The organism is Mycobacterium sp. DL592 (assembly GCF_011694515.1).
Classification (GTDB): Bacteria; Actinomycetota; Actinomycetes; order Mycobacteriales; family Mycobacteriaceae; genus Mycobacterium.
In genome coordinates, this window is the sequence record NZ_CP050192.1 from 284,588 (window position 1) to 306,613 (window position 22,026).

General features: G+C 68.4%; 19 protein-coding genes and 1 tRNA gene. 9 read left to right on the top strand and 11 right to left on the bottom strand.

The window, feature by feature from the left end:
• The first annotated feature begins 57 nt into the window (after positions 1 to 57).
• Entirely contained in the window at positions 58 to 930 is an 873-nt protein-coding gene (locus HBE64_RS01330; RefSeq protein WP_167097063.1) for a PE-PPE domain-containing protein, read from the top strand.
• 148 nt (positions 931 to 1,078) lie between these two features.
• On the opposite strand, the gene HBE64_RS24935 is transcribed toward HBE64_RS01330, so the two are convergent.
• The 5 genes from HBE64_RS24935 to ponA2 form a co-directional block, all read right to left on the bottom strand.
• A complete protein-coding gene (locus HBE64_RS24935) occupies positions 1,079 to 6,169 on the bottom strand; it encodes a beta-propeller fold lactonase family protein (protein ID WP_167097065.1) in 5,091 nt (1,696 codons plus the stop codon).
• A 333-nt stretch (positions 6,170 to 6,502) separates the two neighbouring features.
• Positions 6,503 to 6,576 (bottom strand) — tRNA-Pro (locus HBE64_RS01340).
• Positions 6,577 to 6,816: 240 nt separating this feature from the next.
• Positions 6,817 to 7,938: a PLP-dependent cysteine synthase family protein gene (locus HBE64_RS01345; RefSeq protein ID WP_208300544.1), complete on the bottom strand. Its 1,122-nt coding sequence runs from the start codon at positions 7,936 to 7,938 to the stop codon at positions 6,817 to 6,819.
• A 13-nt stretch (positions 7,939 to 7,951) separates the two neighbouring features.
• Complete coding sequence (locus HBE64_RS01350) at positions 7,952 to 8,908, bottom strand: metallophosphoesterase (RefSeq protein WP_167097067.1); 957 nt, start codon at positions 8,906 to 8,908, stop codon at positions 7,952 to 7,954.
• Between the two features lie 75 nt (positions 8,909 to 8,983).
• Positions 8,984 to 11,410 carry a transglycosylase/D,D-transpeptidase PonA2 gene (gene ponA2, locus HBE64_RS01355; protein ID WP_167097069.1) on the bottom strand — a complete coding sequence of 809 codons (2,427 nt, stop codon included), beginning with the start codon at positions 11,408 to 11,410 and terminating at the stop codon, positions 8,984 to 8,986.
• Between the two features lie 301 nt (positions 11,411 to 11,711).
• On the opposite strand from ponA2, the gene HBE64_RS01360 reads away from it, so the two are divergent.
• Positions 11,712 to 12,065: a WhiB family transcriptional regulator gene (locus tag HBE64_RS01360; RefSeq protein ID WP_167097071.1), complete on the top strand. Its 354-nt coding sequence runs from the start codon at positions 11,712 to 11,714 to the stop codon at positions 12,063 to 12,065.
• A 61-nt stretch (positions 12,066 to 12,126) separates the two neighbouring features.
• Here HBE64_RS01360 and HBE64_RS01365 read toward each other — a convergent pair whose 3' ends face one another.
• Together HBE64_RS01365 and HBE64_RS01370 are read right to left on the bottom strand one after the other, a co-directional pair.
• Positions 12,127 to 13,260 carry an ArsA family ATPase gene (locus HBE64_RS01365; protein WP_167097073.1) on the bottom strand — a complete coding sequence of 378 codons (1,134 nt, stop codon included), beginning with the start codon at positions 13,258 to 13,260 and terminating at the stop codon, positions 12,127 to 12,129.
• Positions 13,261 to 13,262: 2 nt separating this feature from the next.
• Complete coding sequence (locus HBE64_RS01370; RefSeq protein WP_208300632.1) at positions 13,263 to 14,285, bottom strand: ArsA-related P-loop ATPase; 1,023 nt, start codon at positions 14,283 to 14,285, stop codon at positions 13,263 to 13,265.
• 65 nt (positions 14,286 to 14,350) lie between these two features.
• On the opposite strand from HBE64_RS01370, the gene HBE64_RS01375 reads away from it, so the two are divergent.
• From HBE64_RS01375 to HBE64_RS01385, 3 genes are read left to right on the top strand one after another with little or no spacing between them, the layout of a single operon-like run.
• Positions 14,351 to 14,512 carry a DUF4177 domain-containing protein gene (locus HBE64_RS01375; RefSeq protein WP_167097077.1) on the top strand — a complete coding sequence of 54 codons (162 nt, stop codon included), beginning with the start codon at positions 14,351 to 14,353 and terminating at the stop codon, positions 14,510 to 14,512.
• Positions 14,509 to 15,000: a RidA family protein gene (locus HBE64_RS01380; protein ID WP_167097079.1), complete on the top strand. Its 492-nt coding sequence runs from the start codon at positions 14,509 to 14,511 to the stop codon at positions 14,998 to 15,000. Before HBE64_RS01375 ends, HBE64_RS01380 begins: the two co-directional genes overlap by 4 nt.
• A complete protein-coding gene (locus tag HBE64_RS01385) occupies positions 14,997 to 15,770 on the top strand; it encodes an MBL fold metallo-hydrolase (protein ID WP_167097081.1) in 774 nt (257 codons plus the stop codon). The genes HBE64_RS01380 and HBE64_RS01385 overlap by 4 nt, the downstream gene beginning before the upstream one ends.
• Positions 15,771 to 15,899: 129 nt before the next feature.
• On the opposite strand, the gene crp is transcribed toward HBE64_RS01385, so the two are convergent.
• Both crp and HBE64_RS01395 read right to left on the bottom strand, forming a co-directional pair.
• Positions 15,900 to 16,574, bottom strand: coding sequence for a cAMP-activated global transcriptional regulator CRP (gene crp, locus HBE64_RS01390; protein WP_005138643.1), 675 nt, complete (start codon positions 16,572 to 16,574; stop codon positions 15,900 to 15,902).
• A gap of 94 nt (positions 16,575 to 16,668) precedes the next feature.
• On the bottom strand, positions 16,669 to 16,968 hold the full coding sequence (locus HBE64_RS01395) for a hypothetical protein (protein WP_167097083.1): 300 nt from the start codon (positions 16,966 to 16,968) through the stop codon (positions 16,669 to 16,671).
• Between the two features lie 185 nt (positions 16,969 to 17,153).
• Between HBE64_RS01395 and nth the strand changes: the two genes are divergently transcribed.
• From nth to marP, 4 genes are read left to right on the top strand one after another with little or no spacing between them, the layout of a single operon-like run.
• Entirely contained in the window at positions 17,154 to 17,834 is a 681-nt protein-coding gene (gene nth / locus HBE64_RS01400; protein ID WP_167108466.1) for an endonuclease III, read from the top strand.
• 22 nt (positions 17,835 to 17,856) lie between these two features.
• Positions 17,857 to 18,498 carry a TlpA disulfide reductase family protein gene (locus HBE64_RS01405; RefSeq protein ID WP_167097085.1) on the top strand — a complete coding sequence of 214 codons (642 nt, stop codon included), beginning with the start codon at positions 17,857 to 17,859 and terminating at the stop codon, positions 18,496 to 18,498.
• Complete coding sequence (locus HBE64_RS01410) at positions 18,495 to 19,268, top strand: CoA pyrophosphatase (protein ID WP_167097087.1); 774 nt, start codon at positions 18,495 to 18,497, stop codon at positions 19,266 to 19,268. The genes HBE64_RS01405 and HBE64_RS01410 overlap by 4 nt, the downstream gene beginning before the upstream one ends.
• Positions 19,265 to 20,452: an acid resistance serine protease MarP gene (gene marP, locus HBE64_RS01415; protein ID WP_167097089.1), complete on the top strand. Its 1,188-nt coding sequence runs from the start codon at positions 19,265 to 19,267 to the stop codon at positions 20,450 to 20,452. The genes HBE64_RS01410 and marP overlap by 4 nt, the downstream gene beginning before the upstream one ends.
• Here marP and HBE64_RS01420 read toward each other — a convergent pair.
• The gene (locus HBE64_RS01420; RefSeq protein WP_167097091.1) at positions 20,445 to 21,398 is read right to left on the bottom strand and encodes an alpha/beta fold hydrolase; all 954 of its coding nucleotides are present in this window, start codon (positions 21,396 to 21,398) and stop codon (positions 20,445 to 20,447) included. The two genes, marP and HBE64_RS01420, sit on opposite strands and share 8 nt — an antisense overlap.
• Complete coding sequence (locus tag HBE64_RS01425; RefSeq protein ID WP_167097093.1) at positions 21,398 to 21,922, bottom strand: phage holin family protein; 525 nt, start codon at positions 21,920 to 21,922, stop codon at positions 21,398 to 21,400. Before HBE64_RS01425 ends, HBE64_RS01420 begins: the two co-directional genes overlap by 1 nt.
• Positions 21,923 to 22,026 lie beyond the last annotated feature (104 nt).

The window sequence follows — 22,026 nt, forward strand, 5'->3', positions numbered from 1 at the left end:
CTTTGAGTCGCCGTGCCAGCTGCGCATGATGGTTGAATGCTCAAATAATCTGCTGGCATGACCCGCCTCTGCGTCGACCGCCTCTGCTTGGTCGCGCTAATTTTCGGCATCGCTGCCGCGGCGCCGGCCCAGGCCGACGAGGTGGTGTGGGTAGGCGGAACCACGGGCACACTGGGCAGATTGCTGGGCGGCGGCACCACCGACGTTGCGGAAGACCTGCTGGGCGGTGTCTACCGGGGAGACACCGTCACCACCGTCGACTACCCGGCATCGCTCTGGCCCATCACGGGGATTCTCGACCCGAGTCTGGGCGCATCGATTCGAACTGGTGTCGAGAAGACCGAGGCCGCCGTACATGCCGCACTTGCGAGAAGCCCAAAGCCGTTGTCGGTCATCGGGACATCGCAGGGCGCTATGGTTCTGCAGCAGGTCGCGGCCGACTTGAACAACGACCCCCGCGTGCCGTCGAACACCACGTTCATCCTGATCGCCGACCCGAACTTCGGCGCCCTCTCCACCGAGGTCGGTCAGCACCTGACGGTGTTCGACTACACGCCCATTCGTCTCCCGGAAACGCGCTTCCGGCAGATCGAGGTGATCAACCAATACGACGGCTTCGCCGTTCCGATCGCTCAGACCTCGAACCACCTGACTGTCCTGAATGCTCTGATCGCGATTGCCACCGTGCATACCGTGGCCCAGAAATCGGATCTGTCGACAGTCCCGGCGCAGAACATCGTCGCCACCCGAAACACCTTGGGCGGCATCAACATCGTGTATGGGGTCCCCACCAAGAACCTGCCGTTGACCACCCCGCTGCGTGGCATCGGAGTTGCCCGGGCGACGGTCGACGATATCGACCGTGTACTGCGGCCGATCATCGACCAGGGATACCTGCCGGCCGCGGGCACCGCAGCACAGCCGCACTGAGCCCCGCGCGCGACAAAGCAGTGCCACCCTCGCTGCCCGTATAAGTCCTTCGGGCGCAGTACTTCACCGCGACGACCGCGAATTAACTCGTCAAGTTGAGATCTTCGCCTACCGTGTTCGTAGCCTGGGTCTGTCGGTGTGTGCACGATTAGGCACTGATAACCGAAAATTTATTGGGGATGTTGGTGACATAGATGTCGCCAGTGTCGGGGTCGGCCGCTACCACGAGTGGAGAATTGCCGACGGGGATGGTGCCGATCGTGGTGTTGGTGTTGGGGTCGATCACCAACATCGTGCCGTCGGAGCGGGTGACGTAGACCCCGCGCCCGGGGCTGACCGCCATCCAGACCGGGACGTTTCCGACGGCTATGGTGCCGGTGACGGTGTTGGTGGTGGGGTTGATCACCGACACCGTGTTGTCACCGTAGTTGGCGACGTAGACGTCGCCGCCGGGGTTCACCGCCACCACGGTCGGATATTGGCCGACGTGAATCGGTGACCCGATCACCGTGTTGGTGGTGGGGTTGATCACCGACACCGTGTTGTCACCGTAGTTGGCGACGTAGACGTCGCCGCCGGGGTTGACCGCCACCCCGCCCGGGAGGTATCCGACGGCCACGGTGGCGGTGACGGTGTTGGTGGTGGGGTTGATCACCGACACCGTGTTGTCACCTTGGTTGGTGACGTAGATGTCGCCGCCGGGGTTCACCGCCACAAGGGTCGGAGCGTTGCCGACGGCGATGGTGCCGGTGACGGTGTTGGTGGTGGGGTTGATCACCGACACCGTGTTGTCATCTTCGTTGGTGACGTAGATGTCGCCGCCCGGGTTGATCGCCAGCCCACCCGGACGGTTGCCGAGGCCGATGGTGTGGATCACGGAATTGGTGGTGGGGTTGATCACCGACACCGTTTGGCTCATCTTGTTGAGGACGTAGATGTTGCCGCCCGGATTGACCGCCACCACGGCTGGAAGGTTGCCGACGTTGATGGTGGTGATGGTGCCCGCGGCACCGCCGGTCCCCGCCGTCCCACCGCTGCCGCCCTGGCTGCCCGACGGGGCGCTGCCGGCGCCGCCGGCACCACCGGGGGCGGCGAGTCCGGCGAACACCGCGCCCCCGACCCCGCCGGTGCCCCCGCTTCCGCCCGTGCCGCCGGTGCCCGCTTGTCCGGTGAGTCCGGTCGCGGCGCCGCCCGCGCCGCCTGTGCCGCCGAGCCCGCCGCTGGCGCCGGCGACGCCCCAACTCGCGCTGTCGGCTCCGGTCCCGCCGGTCCCGCCGGTCCCGCCGGTGCCGCCGGTCCCGCCGGCTCCATCGGCGCCGCCATCGGTGCCGCTGCCCGCCGCACCGGCTGCGCCGCCGGTTCCGCCCGTACCGCCGGTGCCGCCCGTGAGGGCGGTGGCATCCCCGGCGCCGCCGGTGCCGCCGGTGCCACCGGTGCCGCCGGTGCCGCCGGTGCCACCCTTCCCGCCCCCGACACCGCCGATTCCGGCACCGCCGGCACCGCCCTGACCGCCGGCTCCACCGGTGGCGCCACTCGCGCCGGTTCCACCGGGTGTGGCGCCGACCGCACCGGTGCCGCCCTCGCCGCCCTGCCCGCCGGCCCCGCCTGTGCCGCCGGTGCCGTTGACGCCGTCACCGCCGTAGAGTGCGGCGCCGCCGGCCGCCGTACCGCCGACACCACCTTGACCTGCGGCCCCACCGCTGCCGCCCTGGCCACCGTTGCCGCCCGTTCCGGCCCCGTAGTAGGCGTCCGCGCCCGCGCCCGAGCCGCCATTGCCGCCGGCACCGCCATTGCCGCCGGCACCGCCGACGCCACCCTGGCCACCAGTTCCGTTGGGCGACAATGCTTTTCCACCCGCGCCGCCCGCACCGCCAGCGCCACCAGATGACCCGGTACCACCGTCGGCACCGTTTTGCGAGGCGAACAGCAGCCACACCTTGTTGTTATGGGCGGTTGTGACATAGGCGCGGGTGCCGTCGGGGCTGATCGCCACCCCAGCCGGCTGGCTGCCGCCTATGTCCACGGTGCCCCCGACCCTGACCGTGTCGATCACCGTGTTACTGGCGGTGTCGATCACCGACACCGAGGACGAGTTGAAATTGGTGACGTAGGCGTACTTGCCGTTCGGGCTGAACGCCACGCTGCCCGGGCTGGCACCCACCGCAATGGCAGTGGGCAGCACGGAGTTTGTGGCGGTGTCGATCACGGCGACGGTGCCGTTGTTGACGTTGGTGACGTATGCGTATTTGCCGTCGGGGCTGACCGCCACCGCGTCCGCAGCACTGCCGACCGCGATCGTGGCGACCACGGTGTTGTACTTGCCGGTGCTGGCGTGGGACGGGTTGGTGTCGATTACCGATACGAACCCGGCGCCGTTGAGGTTGCTGGTGACGTAGGTGTAGTTGCCGTCGGGTGCGACCGCCACCCCGAGTTGAGGGCCGTTCACCGCGATGGTCGGGCCGACCATGTTTGTCATGGTGTCGATCACCGACACCGAGCTGCCGCTTGCATTGGCAATGTAGGCGTGGGTGCCGCTGATCGCCACCGCGATCGGATTTGGACCAACCTGCAGGACGGTCACGACCTTGTTGTAGGTGCTGGCGTCCGCTGGGTCGGTGCCGATCACCGACACCGTCCCGACCCCGACGTCGTTGTCGTCGTTGGGGACATAGGCGAAGCGGCCGTCGGGTGTAATCGCCAGCGCGATGCCGCTCGGGCCGGTGACGGTGTCGATGACGGTGTTGGTGGCCGTGTCGATGACGGACACCGACACCTTCCCGCTGTTGGCGACGTAGGCGCGGGTGCCGTCCGGCGTCAGCGCCACCCCCCCCGGCGCTTGCCCGACGGAGATGGGCAGGTCGGGGTTGAAGACGTTCAGCGGCAGCGCAGCAGTCCCGCCGGTGACGCCGGCAGTCCCGGCGCCGCCGTCGCCGCCCTTTCCGCCTTCACCGCCTTGGCCGCCATTGCCCCCCAGGGCGCCGCTGCTTCCACCCTTACCGCCCTGGCCGCCTTGGCCGCCGCCGTGGGTGGCATCGCCCTTGGCCCCGTCGCCGCCGGCTCCGCCCTGACCGCCCGTGCCGTAGCTGCCGGCGGCCCCCCCGTTGCCCCCGTTGCCGCCGTTGGTGCCGGGCGCGGCGTTGGCGGCGTCGTAGCCGGCGCCGCCAGTGCCGCCGTCGCCTCCGGAGGTGGGAATCTTGCCGTCGGCCGCGGTGTGGGTGCCGTCGCCGTTGTCGCCTCCGGCGCCGACCGATCCGGGGTCACCACCCTGGCCGCCGTCACCGCCGGTTGTGAATGCGGCGCTGGCGATTCCGCCGTTTCCGCCCTTGCCGCCCTGGCCCGCGTTCCCGCCGGTACCACCTTTCCCTGCGGCGCCGACGAGGGCTGCTGTGCTCGCGCCGCCGCCGGCACCGCCTTCACCGCCCCGCCCACCGCCGCCACCGGTGCCACCGGTACCGCCGGTACCGGCGGCCAGTGCTGTGGTGGCGTCCGCGCCGTTGCCTCCGTCGCCGCCGTGCCCGCCGGTGCCGCCGCTGCCGCCGGCGCCGCCCTGACCGCCGGTTCCGGTGGACGACAACGCCTTTCCGCCCGCGCCGCCGGCGCCGCCAGCCCCGCCTGCGCTGCCGGGACTGCCCGTGGTGCCATCCCGTGACGCGCTGAGCACCGACACGGTGTTGCTGCCGCTGTTGGTGATATATGCGTCGGCGCCGCTGACGGCCACCCCGATTGGGGCGTGGCCGGCGGCGATGGTGTCGATGACGGTGTTGGTGGTGGTGTCGATCACCGACACCGTGTTGGAGCCGCTGGTGGTGATGTAGGCGTAGGTGCCGCTGACGGCCACCCCGCGCGGACCGTTGCCGATGTCGATGGTGTTGGTGACGGTGTTGGTGGTGGTGTCGATCACCGACACGGTGTTGCTGACGATGTTGGTGATGTAGGCGTGGGTGCCGCTGACGGCCACCCCGAACGGCGTGTGGCCGACGTCGATGGTGTTGGTGACGGTGTTGGTGGTGGTGTCGATCACCGACACGGAGTTGCCGAACGCGTTGGTGATGTAGGCGTGGGTGCCGCTGACGGCCAACCCTCTCGGACTGCTGCCGACGTCGATGGTGTCGGTGACGGTGTTGGTGGTGGTGTCGATCACCGACACGGAGTTGCCGAACGCGTTGGTGATGTAGGCGTGGGTGCCGCTGACAGCCACCCCGTACGGCGTGTCGCCGACGTCGATGGTGTTGGTGACGGTGTTGGTGGTGGTGTCGATCACCGTCACCGTGTTGGAGTCGCTGTTGGTGATGTAGGCGTGGGTGCCGCTGACGGCCACCCCGCGCGGTCCTTTTCCGACGTCGATGGTGTTGGTGACGGTGTTGGTGGTGGTGTCGATCACCGACACGGTGTTGTCGTTGGAGTTGGTGATGTAGGCGTGGGTGCCGCTGACAGCCACCCCTTGCGGATTGCTACCGACAGGAATGATATCGGTGACCACGGTGAGCGGCAGCGCTGTCGATCCGCCGTCGATACCGGCGGTGCCGGTGCCTCCGGTGCCGCCTTTGCCGCCCTGGCCGCCGACGCCGCCGTTGCCGGCGTGGGTGCCGCTGTCGCCGCCTGCTCCGCCTTGTCCGCCTTGTCCGCCGGGGGTGGTGGCGTCGCCGGTGGCGCCTTGGCCGCCAGCCCCGCCGGTTCCGCCTGACCCGTAGGTGCCGCCGGTGCCGCCGGCGCCGCCGTTTCCGCCGCGGGTGCCGGCGGGCAGGGTGGTGTCGGTGGCGCTGTTGTAGCCGTCGCCGCCGTTTCCGCCGTTGCCGCCGGTGGTGGCCGTGGTGCCGGGGGTGCCGGTGGCGCCGCCGGTGCCGCCGCTGCCCTGTCCGGGGGCCCCGCCGGTCCCGCCGGCCCCGACCGCACCGGGGTTACCGCCGTCCCCGCCGGCCGAGCCGTCGAGGTGGGTGGCGGTGCCCTCAGCGCCGCGGCCGCCGATGCCGCCGGCGCCGCTGGTGCCGCCCGTGCCGCCGGTCCCGCCGTCGCCTGAGGTTCCGGAGTTGGCGAACAGTAACAAGGTTCGGCCTTGTCCGGCTTGGCCGCCGGCCCCGCCGCTGCCGCCTTGGCCGCCGGCCCCGCCGGTGCCGCCGGTGCCGCCGGTGTGGGTGGGGTCGGTGGCGTCGGCGCCGGTTGCCCCGGTTCCGCCGGTCCCGCCGGTGCCGCCCTTACCGCCGACCCGCTGCTGCTCGTCAACCCCGGCGACTGCGCTCACGGCGCGCTCCCTATTTGCCCACGGCGCGGCCCCGACACCACGCACTCGTGAAAATGCAAACACACCCCACGACACCACGCCCGACTAATCGTCTGTTTGCGAGAAAGTTCCCCGCTGGTTCACAACCTCAATGGCGCGCCGTCATTACCGAGCGACTTCCCGGCTCCTGACATGAGTGAACGCCACAGAATCCCGAGGGCGTCGAGCTACCCCAGAGGAGGTGAGCCGGCCGTCGAAAAAAGTTAGCCACGAGAAGGCGCCAGGGTCACGGCCACGCCGCGAAACGACAACGCCCCGACCGCATCTCTACGAATCAGGGCCTTGTTCACACTGTCGGGGTGGCGGGATTCGAACCCACGACCTCTTCGTCCCGAACGAAGCGCGCTACCAAGCTGCGCCACACCCCGCGTGAAGCCACGACAGCGTATCGCACCCGCCCCGCGGGAAGCCAAACGGCTTGTCAGGCGCCCGACACAACTGATCAGCCGATGCGGGAAGCATCTGGCTTGTCGGTGGTGTTGAGCACACTAACGGCGTAACGACAACGCCGGCAGGCGAAAGGTGGGGCGGATGATGACCGCTTTGGGGGCCGTGGTGTACGGGGGATTCTTTCTGCTTGCCGCGCTGTGGCTGGTGGTGACCGGCGACTACGACGAGGTTGACGACACCGCTGGTGACCAGCCGCAGGAGCGTTCGAACTCGGCCAACGGGCCGGTCTGCTCGCTCGGATCCATGTTGTGAGCGGCTAGCCACTGCGCGTTGTAATACGTATCGGCATACCGGTCGCCGCTGTCGGCGATCAGCGTGACCACCGATCCGCTGGCACCCCTGGCGACCATCTCGCTCAGCAGGCTGAACGCGCCCCACACGTTCGTGCCCGTCGACGGTCCCACCCGGCGGCCGAGCACCTTCGAGACATGATGTGCCGCCGCGATGGAGGCCACGTCCGGGATCTGCTCCATGCGGTCGACGACATCAGGCAAGAACGACGGCTCCACCCGCGGCCTGCCGATGCCCTCGATCCGTGAGGACGCCTCGATGACCACGTCCCGTCGCCCCCGGACATAGGAGGGGAAGAACGCCGAGTTCTCCGGGTCGACGACACACAGTCGCGTGCTGCAGCGCCGATACCGGATGTAGCGCCCGATCGTGGCACTGGTGCCGCCGGTGCCCGCGCCGACCACGATCCACGACGGGATCGGGTGCGGCTCCTCGATCATCTGCTCGAAGATCGACTCGGCGATGTTGTTGTTGCCACGCCAGTCGGTGGCCCGCTCGGCGTTGGTGAATTGGTCCAGATAGTGCCCGCCCGTCTCATGGGCGATGCGTGCAGCCTCGGCATACACCTCGCCGGGATGATCAACGAAATGGCAACGGCCACCTTGTGATTCGATGAGCGCGGTCTTGGACGGACTCGTCGAGGCAGGCATCACCGCAACGAACGGCAGACCGAGCAGCGCAGCGAAATAGGCTTCCGACACCGCGGTGGATCCCGAGGAGGCCTCCACCACCGTGGTGTGTTCGCCGATCCAGCCGTTGCAGAGGCTGTACAGAAACAGGGAACGAGCCAGCCGGTGCTTGAGGCTGCCGGTGATATGCGTCGACTCGTCTTTGAGATAAAGCTGCACGTCGACTCGATCGCACCACGACGACGGCAACGGATAGCGCAGCAGATGCGTGTCGGCACTACGACGCGCGTCGGCCTCGATCAACCGGATCGCATCGTTGACCCAGTTTCGGGACCTGCTGTGGACGGCGACGCTACTCATCGCCGGTGAGCTTTCAGCGGACGGAGGCGGTCGGGCTGGAGCGCACCACGTTGCGTGTCTGGTCATGCCCACCGGTCGGTGCGGCCACCAGCGTCAGCAGCGTGGCCTCGGGCCGGCAGCAGAACCGGAACGGCGCGTACGGCGAGGTGCCGATGCCGGCCGACACGTGCAGGGCGGTGTCGACACCCCAGCGCGACGCGCCCTTGGCCCTCTTCCGGTCGATATCGCAGTTGGTGGCCAGCGCGCCGTAGAACGGCAGGCACAGCTGACCGCCGTGAGTGTGCCCGGCCATGATCAGCTGATAGCCGTCGGCGGCGAATCGGTCCAGCACGCGAGTGTAGGGGGCGTGCGTCACGCCCAGGCTCAGATTGGCGATCGGGTTGGGTGCACCGGCCACGGTGTCGTAGCGGTCGCGCTCGAGATGGGCGTCGTCGACTCCGGCCGCGGCGATCGTCAGGCCCGCCACCTCGAACTCGCGGCGGTTGTGGGTCAGGTCGAGCCAGCCCCGCTCGGTGAACGCCGCCCGCAGATCCTGCCAGGGCAGCGGCTTTCCCAGCACGCGATGGTCGGGATCGGTGAGGTACTTGGCCGGGTTCTTCAGCCGCGGTGCGAAATAGTCGTTGCTGCCGAAGACGAACACACCGGGGAACGACAACAGATCACCGATCGACTGCACCACCGCGGGGACGGCCTTGGGGTGCGACAGGTTGTCGCCGGTGTTGACGACCAGATCGGGTTCCCAGCGGGCCAGTTCGCGCAGCCAGGCCTGCTTGTGACGCTGGCTGGGACGCATGTGGATATCGCTGAGGTGCAGCACCCGCAGCGGCGTGGAGCCGGGTGTCAGCACCGGCATGGTCACCTCGCGCACGACGAACGCATTGCGCTCGATCACCGTGGCGTAGCCGACCGCGAGCGCGGCCGATCCTGCGGCTACAAGCGCGGAGGATTTCACCGCTGAAGGCACAGCCATAGGTGCCAGCGTACTGCCAACAGGCAATGGTCAGCGGGTCGAGGCCGCTGTGAACATCCCTACGTCAGACAGACGTCACGGTGGTGGGGGCGGTGCCAGCAGCGGGATCGTGATCGGCGGCAGGCCCGGAATCTCCACCACTGTGACCGCCGGCGGCGGCAGCCCGTCGACACCCGGCGGTGCACCCGGCGGGGGTGGCGGGGGAGCCGGCGGGATGCCGTTGCTGGTCTGGATCGTCACAATCGAGCCGGGTACCGTCTGCCCGCCCGGCGACGTGCCCACCACGCTGCCTGCCGGTGCCGCACTGTTGACCGGCGTGGCCTGGTCGGCCACCTGGAAACCGGCGTCCTTGAGCCGTTGCCGGGCACTGTCCACGGTCAGACCGGCCACACTGGGCACCTTGGACCCCGGAGCGCCGTCGACGTAGCGCGGATCCGTCGGCGGCATCGTGACGTCGCCGAAGCTTTGCGCGATCGGCATCATCGCGGTGAACCACGTCTTGGCGGGCTCGTTGCCGCCGTAGAGGTTGCCGTCGCCGCACTGCCGCAGCGGCCACGAGCACAGATCCGACGGGTTAGGGGAGTCGTCGTAGATGTAGTTGGCCGCCGCGTAGCGGTTGGTGTAGCCCAGAAAACCGGAGGACCGGTGCGCCTCGGTGGTGCCGGTCTTGCCCGACATCGGCAGGTTCCAGCCGACCGAACCGGCCGAGTTGGCCGCCGTGCCGCTGACGTCGTCCTTGCTCAGGGCGTTCGACAAGGTGTTGGCCAACCCCTCGGGCACCACCTGGTCGCACGTCTCGGTGGTGACGGCGACCTCGTTGCCGTGCCGGTCGTAGAGCTTGTCGATCGGGTTGGGCGGGCACCACACACCACCGGAGGCCAGGGTGGCCGCGACGTTGGACAGTTCGAGAGCGTTGACCTCGATCGGGCCCAGGGTGAACGAACCCAGGTTCTGCCGCTTGACGAAGTCGGCGAGGCTCTCGTTGGTCTCCGGGTCATACGGGCGGGCGGTGCCCGGCTCCGCATAGGACCGCAGGCCCAGCTTGACGGCCATGTCGACGGTGCGTTGCACACCGACCTGCGAGATGAGCTTGGCGAACGCCGTGTTCGGCGATGTTGCTAGCGCGTCGGTCACGCTCATCGAGCCGCGGTAGTTGCCGGCGTTCTGCACACACCAGGTGTCGCGGGGGCAGCCTTTGGCGCCGCCGCTGCCCAGGCCCTTGGCCTCAAAGCGCACCGGCGCATCGAGGTTGGCGTTGATACCCAGCCCCATGTCGAGAGCCGCGGCGGTGGTGAAGATCTTGAAAATCGACCCGGCGCCGTCGCCGACGAGGGAGAACGGCTGCGGCTGCATGGTTTCGCCGGCCGCGGTGTTCAGCCCGTAGGTGCGGTTGCTGACCATGGCGACCACCGGGTGCGCCGTCTTGCCGGGCAGGACCACACTCATCACGCTCGCGATGCCCTGGATGTCTGGGGGCGCCAGCGAGTTGACGGCCTGCTTGGCAGAGTTCTGCACATCCGGGTCCAGGGTGGTCTTGATCAGGTAGCCGCCCTTGGACAGCTGTTCCTTGCTGATGCCGGCGCGCGCCAGATACTCCTGCACGTAGTCGCAGAAGAAGGCGCGATCGCCTGCGGCGATGCAGCCGCGCGGCAGCTCGTTGGGCTGAGGCAGGACGCCCAGCGGCTGCTCCTTGGCGACGCGCAGCTCGTCGGCCTTGTCCGGGAGGTTCTCGATCATGGTGTCGAGCACCAGGTTTCGGCGGGCCAGCGCGCCGTCGGGGTTGGTGTAGGGGTTCAGCGCACTCGTCGACTGCACCAGGCCCGCCAGCAGCGCCGCCTGCTGCCAGTTCAGGGCGGAGGCGTCGATGCCGAAGTAGGTCTGCGCGGCGTCTTGAATTCCGAAGGCGCCGTTGCCGAACGAGACGAGGTTGAGGTAGCGGGTCAGGATCTCCGGCTTGGTGAACGTCTTGTCGAGTGTGAGCGCCATCCGGATCTCACGCAGCTTGCGCGCCGGCGTGGTCTCGATGGCGGCACGCTTCTCGGCGTCGGTCTGGGCGATCACCAGCAGCTGGTAGTTCTTGACGTACTGCTGCTCGATGGTCGACCCGCCGCGGGTGTCGAGATCCCCGGACGCGTATCCGGCCAGGCCTGTCAGGGTGCCCTTCCAGTCGACACCATTGTGTTCGGCAAACCTCTTGTCCTCGATGGACACGATTGCCAGTTTCATGGTGTCGGCGATTTTGTCGCTGGGGATCTCGAACCGGCGCTGCGAGTAGAGCCACGCGATCGTGTTGCCCTTGGCGTCAACCATCGTCGTCACCGCGGGCACCTCACCCTCGACCAATTGGGCCGAACCGTTGGCCACGACGTCGGAGGCCCGGTTGGATACCAGGCCCAGTCCGCCGACCACCGGGAACAGGAGCGCCGCCATGATCACGCTGGCCAATAGGCAGCACCAGGCCAGCTTGATGATCGTGGCGCCGGCCGGGGGGCGTTCCGACATGGGTACAGAGTACTGACGACCTTTTGGGTCTTGCGTGCCGTCCCGGCTGGGGCAATGATGGCGGCGGGGAATTTACGGGGGGGTTAGAAATGGCAGCTCACGCCAAATTTCGGCTGGGCCTGGACGATCGTCCCAAAAAACCTGTGATCTAACTGTTGCGCAAACGATACCTGACCACCTAACTTAAACAGACAGTGCGATTCAGGTAACACTAAGGATCGCAATGTGGCGTAGATCGCATGCACGTTCTACTGCTGAAGAGTGAGCCGCCCAGTGGCGGCCCGGACGAAGGGGATCGCCGGTGTCAGCTACTCGGCCCGCTGCCCGCAGGACCAGCGCAGTTTCGGTACACGGTTCCATCCACGGCGCGGACGGCGAAGCCCGCATCGCCTGGGTATCCAAGGCTCTGTGCCGATCCACTGATCCTGATGAGCTCTTCGTTCGTGGTGCGGCCCAGCGCAAAGCGGCCGTCATCTGCCGTCATTGCCCGGTCATGGCCGAGTGCGGCGCCGACGCCCTGGACAACCGGGTGGAATTCGGTGTGTGGGGCGGCATGACCGAACGTCAGCGCCGCGCTCTGCTCAAGCAGCACCCCGAGGTCGTGTCCTGGTCGGAGTTTTTTTCCTCGCAGCGCAAGCACCGCAGCGTCAGCTAATTCTCAGCTCTCCCGGGGCGCTCGCCCCAGGCAAATATTCGTCCGCGTCAAACGCGAACAGTCACGCCGTCTCGCCGACGATCTGATCGGCGATGGCCTGCAGTGCGTCGAGGTCGGAGACGTCGAATGGCAGGGACGGCACCCCGATCCACGGCACGTGCGGGTTGGCTCCGGTGAAACGTGACAGCAGCCGGATCTCCCGTTTGGCGGTCTGCGCCCGGTCGGCGTGGATGTCCAGCACCGCCGCGGCCAGCAGGTCGCCGTTCTTGGCCCCGCGACTGCGCAACTCTTCGGCACCGTCGACGGCGCGTTCCACGGTCAGCGAGCACAACGTCGGGTGGGTGCGGTTGAGGATCAGCCCGGCCAGCGGCATCCCCTCATCGGAGAGCCGGTCGACGAAGAACGACGCCTCCCGCAGCGCGTCCGGCTCGGCCGCCGAGACCACCACGAACTGGGTGCCGCGCCGCTTGAGCAGTTCGTAGGTGCGGTCGGCCTTCTCCCGGAAGCCACCGAAGGTCGAGTCCAGCGACTGCACGAACGCCGAGGCGTCCGAGAGCATCTGCGAGCCGAGGATCGTCGACATCGCCTTCATCGCCAGGCCCACCACGCCGGTCACCAGGCGCCCGATGCCCTTGCCGGGAGCCAGCAGCAGCCGCCACAGCCGGCCGTCCATGAAACTGCCCAGCCGCTTGGGGGCGTCCAGGAAGTCCAAGGCGTTACGCGACGGCGGGGTGTCCACCACGACCAGGTCCCAGCGGTCCTGCCCGAGCAGCTGCCCGAGCTTCTCCATCGCCATGTACTCCTGCGTGCCCGCCAACGACGTCGCAACGGTCTGATAGAACTGGTTGTCCAAAATCGCTTGTGCGCGTTCAGGTCCCGAGTGTTCGACCACCATGTCGTCGAATGTGCGACGCATGTCGAGCATCATCGCGTGCAGTTCGCCGGTCACCTCGGGGGCCAACGGAACCCGCTGCGGCTCGTTGCCCAGTTCCCTGATGCCCAGGGCCTGCGCCAGCCGCTTGGCCGGGTCGATGGTCAACACCACCACCGTGCGGCCGTACTCGGCGGCGCGCACCGCCATCGCCGCCGCGGTGGTGGTCTTGCCGACACCGCCGGCGCCGCAGCACACCACGACCCGGTTGGACCGGTCGGTCAGGATCGACTTCATGTCGAGCGTTGCAGGTGCGCCACTCATGGTTACCTGACTCCTTGCTGCGCAAGCGTTTCGGCGAGTTCATAGAGGCTGCCGAGATCGACACCGTCGGCGATGGTGGGCAGTTCCAGCCGCGGCACCTTCAACCGGTCGAGCTGTTCGGCGCTTTCCGACCTGGCCCGGATCCGGGTGGCATGCTCGATGGTCTCGGTCAGCAGCCCGGCGAAATCGGCGTCCTCCAGCGTGATGCCGGCCTTGCCGAGCCCGGCCCGCACGGCGTCGGCGTCGATATCGCCCTCGGCGGCCTTCGCCAGGTCGGCAGGGGCCAGGAACGGCGGGATGTTGCGGTTGACGATCACGCTGCCGATGGGCAGGTCGAGCTCTTCGAGTTCCTCGATTGCCTCGATGGTCTCCTGAATGGGCAGTGCCTCCAGCAGGGTGACGAGGTGGATGGCGGTCTGCTCCGAATGCAGCAGCCGCACCACGCCCTCCGCCTGGGAGTGCACCGGACCGCCCTTGGCCAGGTCCGACACCGCCTTGGTGACGTCCAGGAACCGCGCGATACGCCCCGTCGGGGGAGAGTCGACGACGATGGCGTCGTACACCGGCTTCTTGTTGCGGTCCACTCGGACCACCGATTCCTTGATCTTGCCGGTGAGCAGGACGTCACGCAGCCCGGGCGCGATGGTGGTGGCGAACTCGATGGCCCCGATCCGGCGCATCGCCCGACCCGCGATGCCCAGGTTGTAGAACATGTCGAGGTACTCCAGGAACGCGGCCTCGATGTCGATGGCCAGGGCGTTCACATGCCCGCCACCGTCGGCGGTGGCGATCTTGGACTCCTCGTAGGGCAGCGGCGGCACATCGAACAACTGCGCAATGCCTTGGCGCCCTTCGACTTCCACGAGCAGTACCCGCCGCCCACCGGCCGCCAGGGTCAACGCCAACGCCGCGGCGACGGTGGTCTTGCCGGTACCGCCTTTGCCCGTCACGAAGTGCAGACGTGCTTTGGTCAGGCGGGAAGGCCAGCCGACGGCGCTGCCGTCGCTTGAAGTGGTCGCCATCAGTGCATGCTAGCCAAGCCTCGACCGGGCCCCTCAGCGATTGCCGTGTTCAGCGATAGGCTTCGGCCATGAGCGAACCGACGACATGGGAATACGCCACCATCCCGTTGCTGACCCACGCGACCAAACAGATCCTCGACCAGTGGGGCGCCGACGGCTGGGAACTGGTGGCCGTTCTGCCGGGCCCGACCGGTGAGCAGCACGTCGCCTACCTCAAGCGCCCGAAGTGAGCAGCGCCGGCGGGCAAGAGCGCAGCGCCGCGGGGAATGTCACCGCGCGGCTCGCCGAACTGGGCCTGACGCTGCCAACGGTGGTCAAGCCGTTGGCGGCCTATGTGCCCGCGGTGCGCACCGGAAACCTCGTCTACACCGCAGGCCAACTCCCGCTGTCGGCCGGTGAGCTCACCGACACCGGCAAGGTCGGCGCAGACGTCAGCCCCGAACGGGCCAAGGCCGCAGCACGGCTGTGCGCGCTGAACGCCCTGGCCGCCATCGACGCACTCGTCGGCGTCGACACGATCACCAAGGTCGTCAAGGTCGTCGGATTCGTCGCCTCTGCACCAGGGTTCAACGGACAGCCCGGTGTCATCAACGGGGCCTCCGAACTCCTGGGTGAGGTGTTCGGCGAGGCGGGTGCGCACGCCCGCTCCGCCGTCGGCGTCTCCGAACTGCCGCTGGACGCACCGGTCGAGGTGGAGCTCATCGTGGAGGTGGGGTGACCCACCCCGCCTACGGCGTCCTGCGGCCCGTCACCGGTACCGCTTCGGTCCTGCTGTGCAACAACCCCAACGTCATGACGCTGGAGGGCACCAACACCTGGGTGCTACGCGGCCCCGGCAGCGACGAGATGGTGGTCGTCGACCCCGGGCCCGACGATGACGAGCACCTCGCCCGCCTGGCCGAGCTCGGCACGATTCCGCTGGTGCTGATCAGCCACAAGCACGAGGACCACACCGGCGGCATCGACAAGATCGTGGACCTCACCGGCGCGGTGGTGCGGTCGGTGGGCAGCGGTTTCCTGCGCGGTCTCGGCGGGCCGCTGACCGACGGTGAGGTCATCGACGCCGCCGGGCTGCGCATCACGGTGATGGCCACCCCCGGCCACACCGCCGACTCACTGTCCTTCTTGGTCGACGACGCGGTGCTCACCGCCGACACCGTGCTCGGCCGCGGCACCACCGTGATCGACGACGAGGACGGCAGCCTGAGCCAGTACCTCGACTCGCTGCGACGGCTGCAGGGGTTGGGACGGCGGAGGGTGCTGCCCGGCCACGGTCCCGAACTCGACGACCTCGCCGCCGTCAGCGCCATGTACCTGGCGCATCGCGAGGAGCGGCTCGAGCAGGTCCGGGCGGCGTTACGCACGCTCGGTGAGGACGCCACGGCACGCCAAGTCGTCGAGCACGTCTACACCGATGTCGACGAGAAGTTATGGGATGCCGCGGAGAAGTCCGTGCGCGCCCAGCTCGACTACCTGCGGGCCCGCTAGCCGGCGCTTATCTCGCTCGGTGCCGATACTCGCTCGGTGCGCCCGGGCTCCGCAAGCTCCGCCCGTGCTTACCTCGCTCGGTGCCGATACTCGCTCGGTGCGCCCGGGCTCCGCAAGCTCCGCCCGTGCTTACCTCGCTCGGCGGGCCAGCCGCTCGGAGTCGCTGATCAGCACGCTCTTGCCTTCCAGGCGGATCCACCCGCGGTGGGCGAAGTCGGCCAGCGCCTTGTTCACCGTCTCGCGCGAGGCGCCCACCAGCTGAGCGATCTCTTCCTGCGTCAGGTCGTGGGTGACGCGTAGCGCGCCGCCCTCCTGGGTGCCGAAGCGCTGGGCCAGCTGCAGCAGCTGCTTGGCCACCCGGCCCGGCACGTCCGTGAAGATCAGATCGGCCAGGTTGTTGTTGGTGCGGCGCAGCCGGCGGGCCAGCACGCGCAGCAGTTGCTCGGCGATCTCGGGGCGGTCGGCGATCCAGGCCCGCAGCGCGTCACGGTCCATCGAGACCGCACGCACTTCGGTGATGGTGGTGGCGCTCGAGGTCCGCGGACCCGGGTCGAAGATCGACAGCTCGCCGAACATGTCCGACGGGCCCATGATCGTCAGCAGGTTCTCCCGGCCATCCGGGGACCGCCGGCCGATCTTCACCTTGCCGGAAATGATGATGTAGAGCCGGTCACCGGGCTCGCCTTCGGCGAACACGGTGTGCCCCCGCGGGAAATCAACCGGCTGCAGTTGTTTGGTCAGCGCGGAAACGGCGCTGGGTTCAACCCCCTGGAAGATTCCGGCCCTCGCCAGGATCTCGTCCACGTTGCCCCTCTTAGGTCATCGATTATTTGTCACGCTCAGGCCAGCATTACGCGAAGGTCAGTCTAGTGCCAGCCGGTCTTGCGACGTGCCAACGCTACACACGATTGGCGTACGGAGTCCGGTGAAACTGCGGATTCGGCCGTGCGTGGGCATAGGAACGGGTCGGCAACCCGGGCTCGTCGGCATCCAGCAGGTACCGGACGTCGACCGGGCGCGGCTCCTCGGGGGCCGGCCGCGGCGGCGCCTGTTTACGGGCTTCCTCGGCCTGCTTGAGCAATTCCTCGACCTCTTCGGCGCCCGGCCGCTCGGTGTGCAGCCCGCTTTCCAGACGCTGCAATCCGAACGTCGCGAGCATCATCAGCCCGGGGACACACACCGCGAGCAACCAGGTCACCCGGCAAAGTAAACACGGGCAAGGTCTCGGCGAGATCACGAATTGTCACCGGTATGTCCGCAGGTCGTCGCAGCTTGTCGCGGGTGGTCAGTACCCTTGGCAGCGTGCCTGCGGCCGCCAAGAAACCGGACTCCAAGAAGTGGGACGCCGAAACCCACCTGGGCCTGGTGCGCCGTGCCCGCCGAATGAACCGCACCCTGGCCGTCGCGTTCCCGCACGTGTACTGCGAGCTCGACTTCACCAACCCGCTCGAACTCGCGGTCGCCACGATCCTGTCGGCTCAGTCCACCGACAAACGGGTCAACCTGACCACCCCGGCGCTGTTCAAGAGGTACCGCACCGCGTTGGACTACGCCCAGGCCGACCGCGTCGAGCTCGAAGAACTGATCAGGCCCACCGGTTTCTACCGCAACAAGACCACGTCGCTGATCCGGCTGGGCCAGGAACTCGTGGAGCGTTTCGACGGGGAGGTTCCGCAGACCCTCGACGAGTTGGTGACCCTGCCCGGTGTCGGGCGCAAGACCGCCAACGTGATCCTCGGAAACGCCTTCGACATCCCCGGCATCACCGTCGACACCCACTTCGGCAGGCTCGTGCGGCGCTGGCGCTGGACGGCGCTGGAGGACCCGGTCAAGGTCGAGCACGCGGTCGGCGAGTTGATCGAGCGCAGCGAGTGGACGCTGCTGAGCCATCGCGTCATCTTTCACGGCCGTCGGGTCTGCCACGCCCGCAAGCCCGCCTGCGGGGTGTGCGTGCTGGCCAAGGACTGCCCGTCGTTCGGGGTCGGCCCGACCGAGCCGCTGGTGGCCGCGGCGCTCGTGAAAGGCCCCGAAACCGAGCATCTGCTCGCCCTGGCCGGGCTGTGAGCGCCCGCCTCCCGGCCCGCTGATGACCAGATCGGCTCGCTGGACCGTCGTGGTGCTGGCCGCGGTCGCCGCGCTGATCGCCGCGCTCGTCGTCGAACTCGGTGATGACCCCGGCAAGGGCGACGGCGCCCCCGGCACGCAGGTGGCCCGTGCCCACCGCGACGCCGACACACCGGAGGCGCTGGCCGGCCCGCGCAAGCAGGCAGACCTGCCGTCCTGTCCCGCCGGCGGCCAGGACCCCGGCCCGGAAAGGCTGCGCGGCATCGTCCTCGAGTGCGCCGCCGACGGAACACCGGTCGATGTGGCGCGCGCACTCGCCGGCCGCCCAGCGGTACTGAACCTGTGGGCCTACTGGTGCGGGCCGTGCGCCGAGGAGCTGCCCGCACTGGCCGACTATCAGCGCCGGGTGGGCGACGACGTACGTGTGGTCACCGTCCATCAGGACGAGAACGAGACGGCCGCCCTGCTGCGCCTCGCCGACCTGAAGGTTCGGCTGCCTACGCTGCAGGACGGCCAGCGCCGCGTCGCCGCCGCCCTGGGCGTGCCCAACGTCATGCCCGCGACGGTCGTGCTGCGTGCGGACGGTACCGTTGCCCAGATCCTGCCGCGGGCGTTCACCAGTGCCGATGAAATCGCCGACGCGGTGAAGAATGCTCTGCAATGACGACGAGCGAGGGGGCGCGGGTGACGGGTGGGATACCGCTCACTCCCGACGTGAGGCCGCCCTGGCTGGCCCCATTGGTGGAGAACGTCGACCTCGTGCCGCACGCCTATCGCCGCAAGGTTCCGGCTGAACTGCTGGCCGCGGTGACCAGCGGCGGGCGTGCGGGACGCGACGCCGCGGTGCTGGTGCTGTTCTCCGGCCCGCCGTCTGATCACCCGCCCGGACAGGTCCCCGACGACGCCGATCTTCTACTCACCGTGCGCGCCAGCACGCTGCGCCACCACGCCGGCCAGGCCGCCTTCCCGGGCGGAGCCGCCGACCCCGGTGATGCCGGACCGGTGGCCACCGCGCTGCGGGAAGCCCAGGAGGAGACGGGGATCGACCCGAATCGGCTGCACCCCCTGGCCACACTGGAGCGAATGTTCATCCCGCCCTCGGGCTTTCACGTCGTGCCCGTGCTGGCGTATTCGCCCGACCCCGGGCCGGTGGCTGTCGTCAACGCGGCGGAGACGGCCGTCGTCGCACGGGTTCCGCTGCGCGCCTTCGTCAATCCTGAGAACCGGCTGATGGTCTACCGCACCGACGCGGGGCCGCGTTTCGCCGGACCGGCATTTCTGCTCAACGAGATGTTGGTGTGGGGGTTCACCGGTCACGTAATCTCGGCGATGCTCGATGTGGCCGGTTGGTCACAACCGTGGAAGACCGAAGACATCCGGGACTTGGACGAGGCCATGGCGCTCGTCGGCGACAACAGTAAGGGGCCGCTGTGACGAGTTCGCAATGGCTGGACATCGCCGTGCTGGTGGTGGCGTTCGTCGCCGCGATATCCGGCTGGCGCTCCGGTGCGTTGGGCTCGTTGATGTCCTTCGTCGGTGTGGTGCTAGGCGCCATCGCCGGAGTGATGCTGGCTCCGCACATCGTCAGTCACATTCACTCGCCGCGGGCCAAGTTGTTCGCCGCGCTGTTCCTCATCCTGGCGCTCGTCGTCGTCGGCGAGGTCGCCGGTGTGGTGCTCGGACGCGCCGTGCGCGGTGCCATCCGCAACCGCGGGGTGCGCACCATCGACTCGATCATCGGTGTGGCGCTGCAGCTGGTCGTGGTAATGGTGGCCGCCTGGCTGCTGGCCACCCCGCTCACCTCGTCGGATCAGCCCAACCTTGCTGCCGCGGTGCGCGGTTCCAAAGTCCTTGCCCAGGTGGACAAGTACGCACCGGAGTGGCTCAAGTCGGTGCCCAAGAGGATGTCGACCCTGTTGAGTACTTCCGGGCTGCCCGACGTCCTGCAGCCCTTCGGCCGTACCCCGATCCAGGCGGTCGACGCCCCGGATGCCTCGCTGGCCGGCAGCCTGGTGGTCGCCAGCTCGCGGCCCAGCGTGGTCAAGATCCGCGGCGTCGCGCCGGGCTGCCAGAAGGTGCTCGAGGGAACCGGTTTCGTGATCGCCCCCAACCGGGTGATGTCCAACGCCCACGTGGTCGCCGGGTCCGACAGCGTCACGGTGGACGCCGAGGGACAGACCTACGACGCCACCGTCGTCTCCTACGACCCCAACGCCGACATCTCGATTCTCGACGTGCCCAACCTGCCGCAGCGGCCGCTGGTGTTCGCCGAACAGCCTGCCAAATCAGGTACCGACGCGGTGGTGCTCGGCTACCCCGGCGGTGGCGAGTTCGCCGCCACCCCGGCGCGGATCCGCGAAACCATCGAGCTCTCCGGGCCGGACATCTACCGCACCACGACGGTCAACCGCGAGGTGTACACCATCAGAGGTACTGTGCGGCAAGGTAATTCGGGTGGTCCGATGATCAACCGGGCGGGCCAGGTGCTCGGTGTGGTGTTCGGTGCCGCCGTCGACGACAACGACACCGGATTCGTCCTGACCGCCAACGAGGTGTCGCGTCAGCTGGCCAAGATCGGCAACACCGAGAAGGTGCCCACCGGAGCCTGCGTCACCTAGCCGGGCCGTACACCTGGTCGAGGAACCGGCGCAGGTGGTCGTTCACGTCGGCAGGTGCCTCCTCGTGCGCGTAGTGGCCGACGCCGGCCAGCGCCACGAACCGGCCGCGCGGGGCGTAGCGCTGGGTCCGGTCCACCGGGTCGGCGAGCACGTACGGGTCGGCCTCGCCGCGCAGATGCAGCACGGGCACGTCGAGCTGGCGATTCATCAACTTCATGAACCGCCACCCTTCCGAGCGCAGCTGGCTGCGGACCGCCCACCGTTGATACTCCATGGCGCAGTGTGCCGCGGACGGAATCTGGATGGCCCGGCGCATATGCGCGATGGTTTCGGAAAAGTCTTCGGAGGCAAGCCATTTGCCGCACGATCGGCTGCGGACCAGGTGCTCGAGTTGATCAGCGTTGTGAGCGGTGAGGGCACGCTCGGGCAGCACCGGGAGCTGGTAGCGCAGCAGGTTGGGCAGCAGGGCGCGGCCCTGGTCGCGGCGGGTCAGCGCCGATGCCCGCAGCGCGACCGGATGCGGTGAGCTCACCAGCGCGATACCGCGCACCACCCGCGAGTGCAGCACCGAGGTGGCCCAGCACACCAGCCCGCCGTCGGCGTGGCCGACGAGCGTGGCCGAGCTGTGGCCCAACGCCCTAACCAGGCCCGCGGTGTCACCGGCGAGCGTCCAGCCGTCGTAGCCGCGCGGAGGTTTGTCGCTGCCGCCGTAGCCGCGCAGGTCGACCGCGACCACCCGGACCCCGGGCAGACCCTGCAGCTGATGGCGCCAGGACCACCAGAACGACCCGAATCCGTGCAGCAGGATCACCAGCGGCCGAGCTGTGGCGGGCGTGCTGTCGTCGGAGAGCGCCTCGACGCAGTGGAACCGGATTCCGTTGGCGTGCACGTCGAGATGACGCCACGGCCCCGCGATGCGGGTGACCGACGGATCCGGCCGTGCCATTACCAGCCCGAGGGGTCGGTGGGCGGGGCGGCGGCGTTGCCGTTAGTCTGGGCCACCGTCTTGGCGGCGGTGCGATCGGCGCCGGGGGTCAGCGCGTCCCTGGTCTCCTTGACCGATTCGATGGTCTGCTGCGGCCCGCGGATGCGACGCACCTTGAGGTAACCCAGCAGGGCGAAGACCGCGGTGGTGACCACCATGAGGAGGAACACGATCAGGAAGGCCACCCACCGCCACAGCCAGGTGTCGAGAAGTTCGGCGAGGAAGAAGAAGAAAAAGAAGGTCGAGTAGAACAGCACGACCAGCGCCAGGATGAAGAAGACGCTGCCGGTCAGGCCCTTCTTGACGTCGCGGGTGATCTCCGATTTGGCGAGCTCGACCTCGGCGCGCACCAGGGTGGAGACCTGCGCGGTGGCGTCCTTGACCAGGTCGCCGATGGAGGGGTTGGCCGGTATCGCGTTCGGGTCCACCAGTGGGATCGAGGTCACGGTGGCCGGAACCCCGTTCTTGCGATCGCCATTGCTCACGGTTGTCCTCCAACTGTTGCTGTCGTCGCGGTTCATGTTGCCATGCCTGGTCCGCCGCGGGGTACCCACTGAGCTGTTACGCAAGTTACTGGAGTGATGCAGGT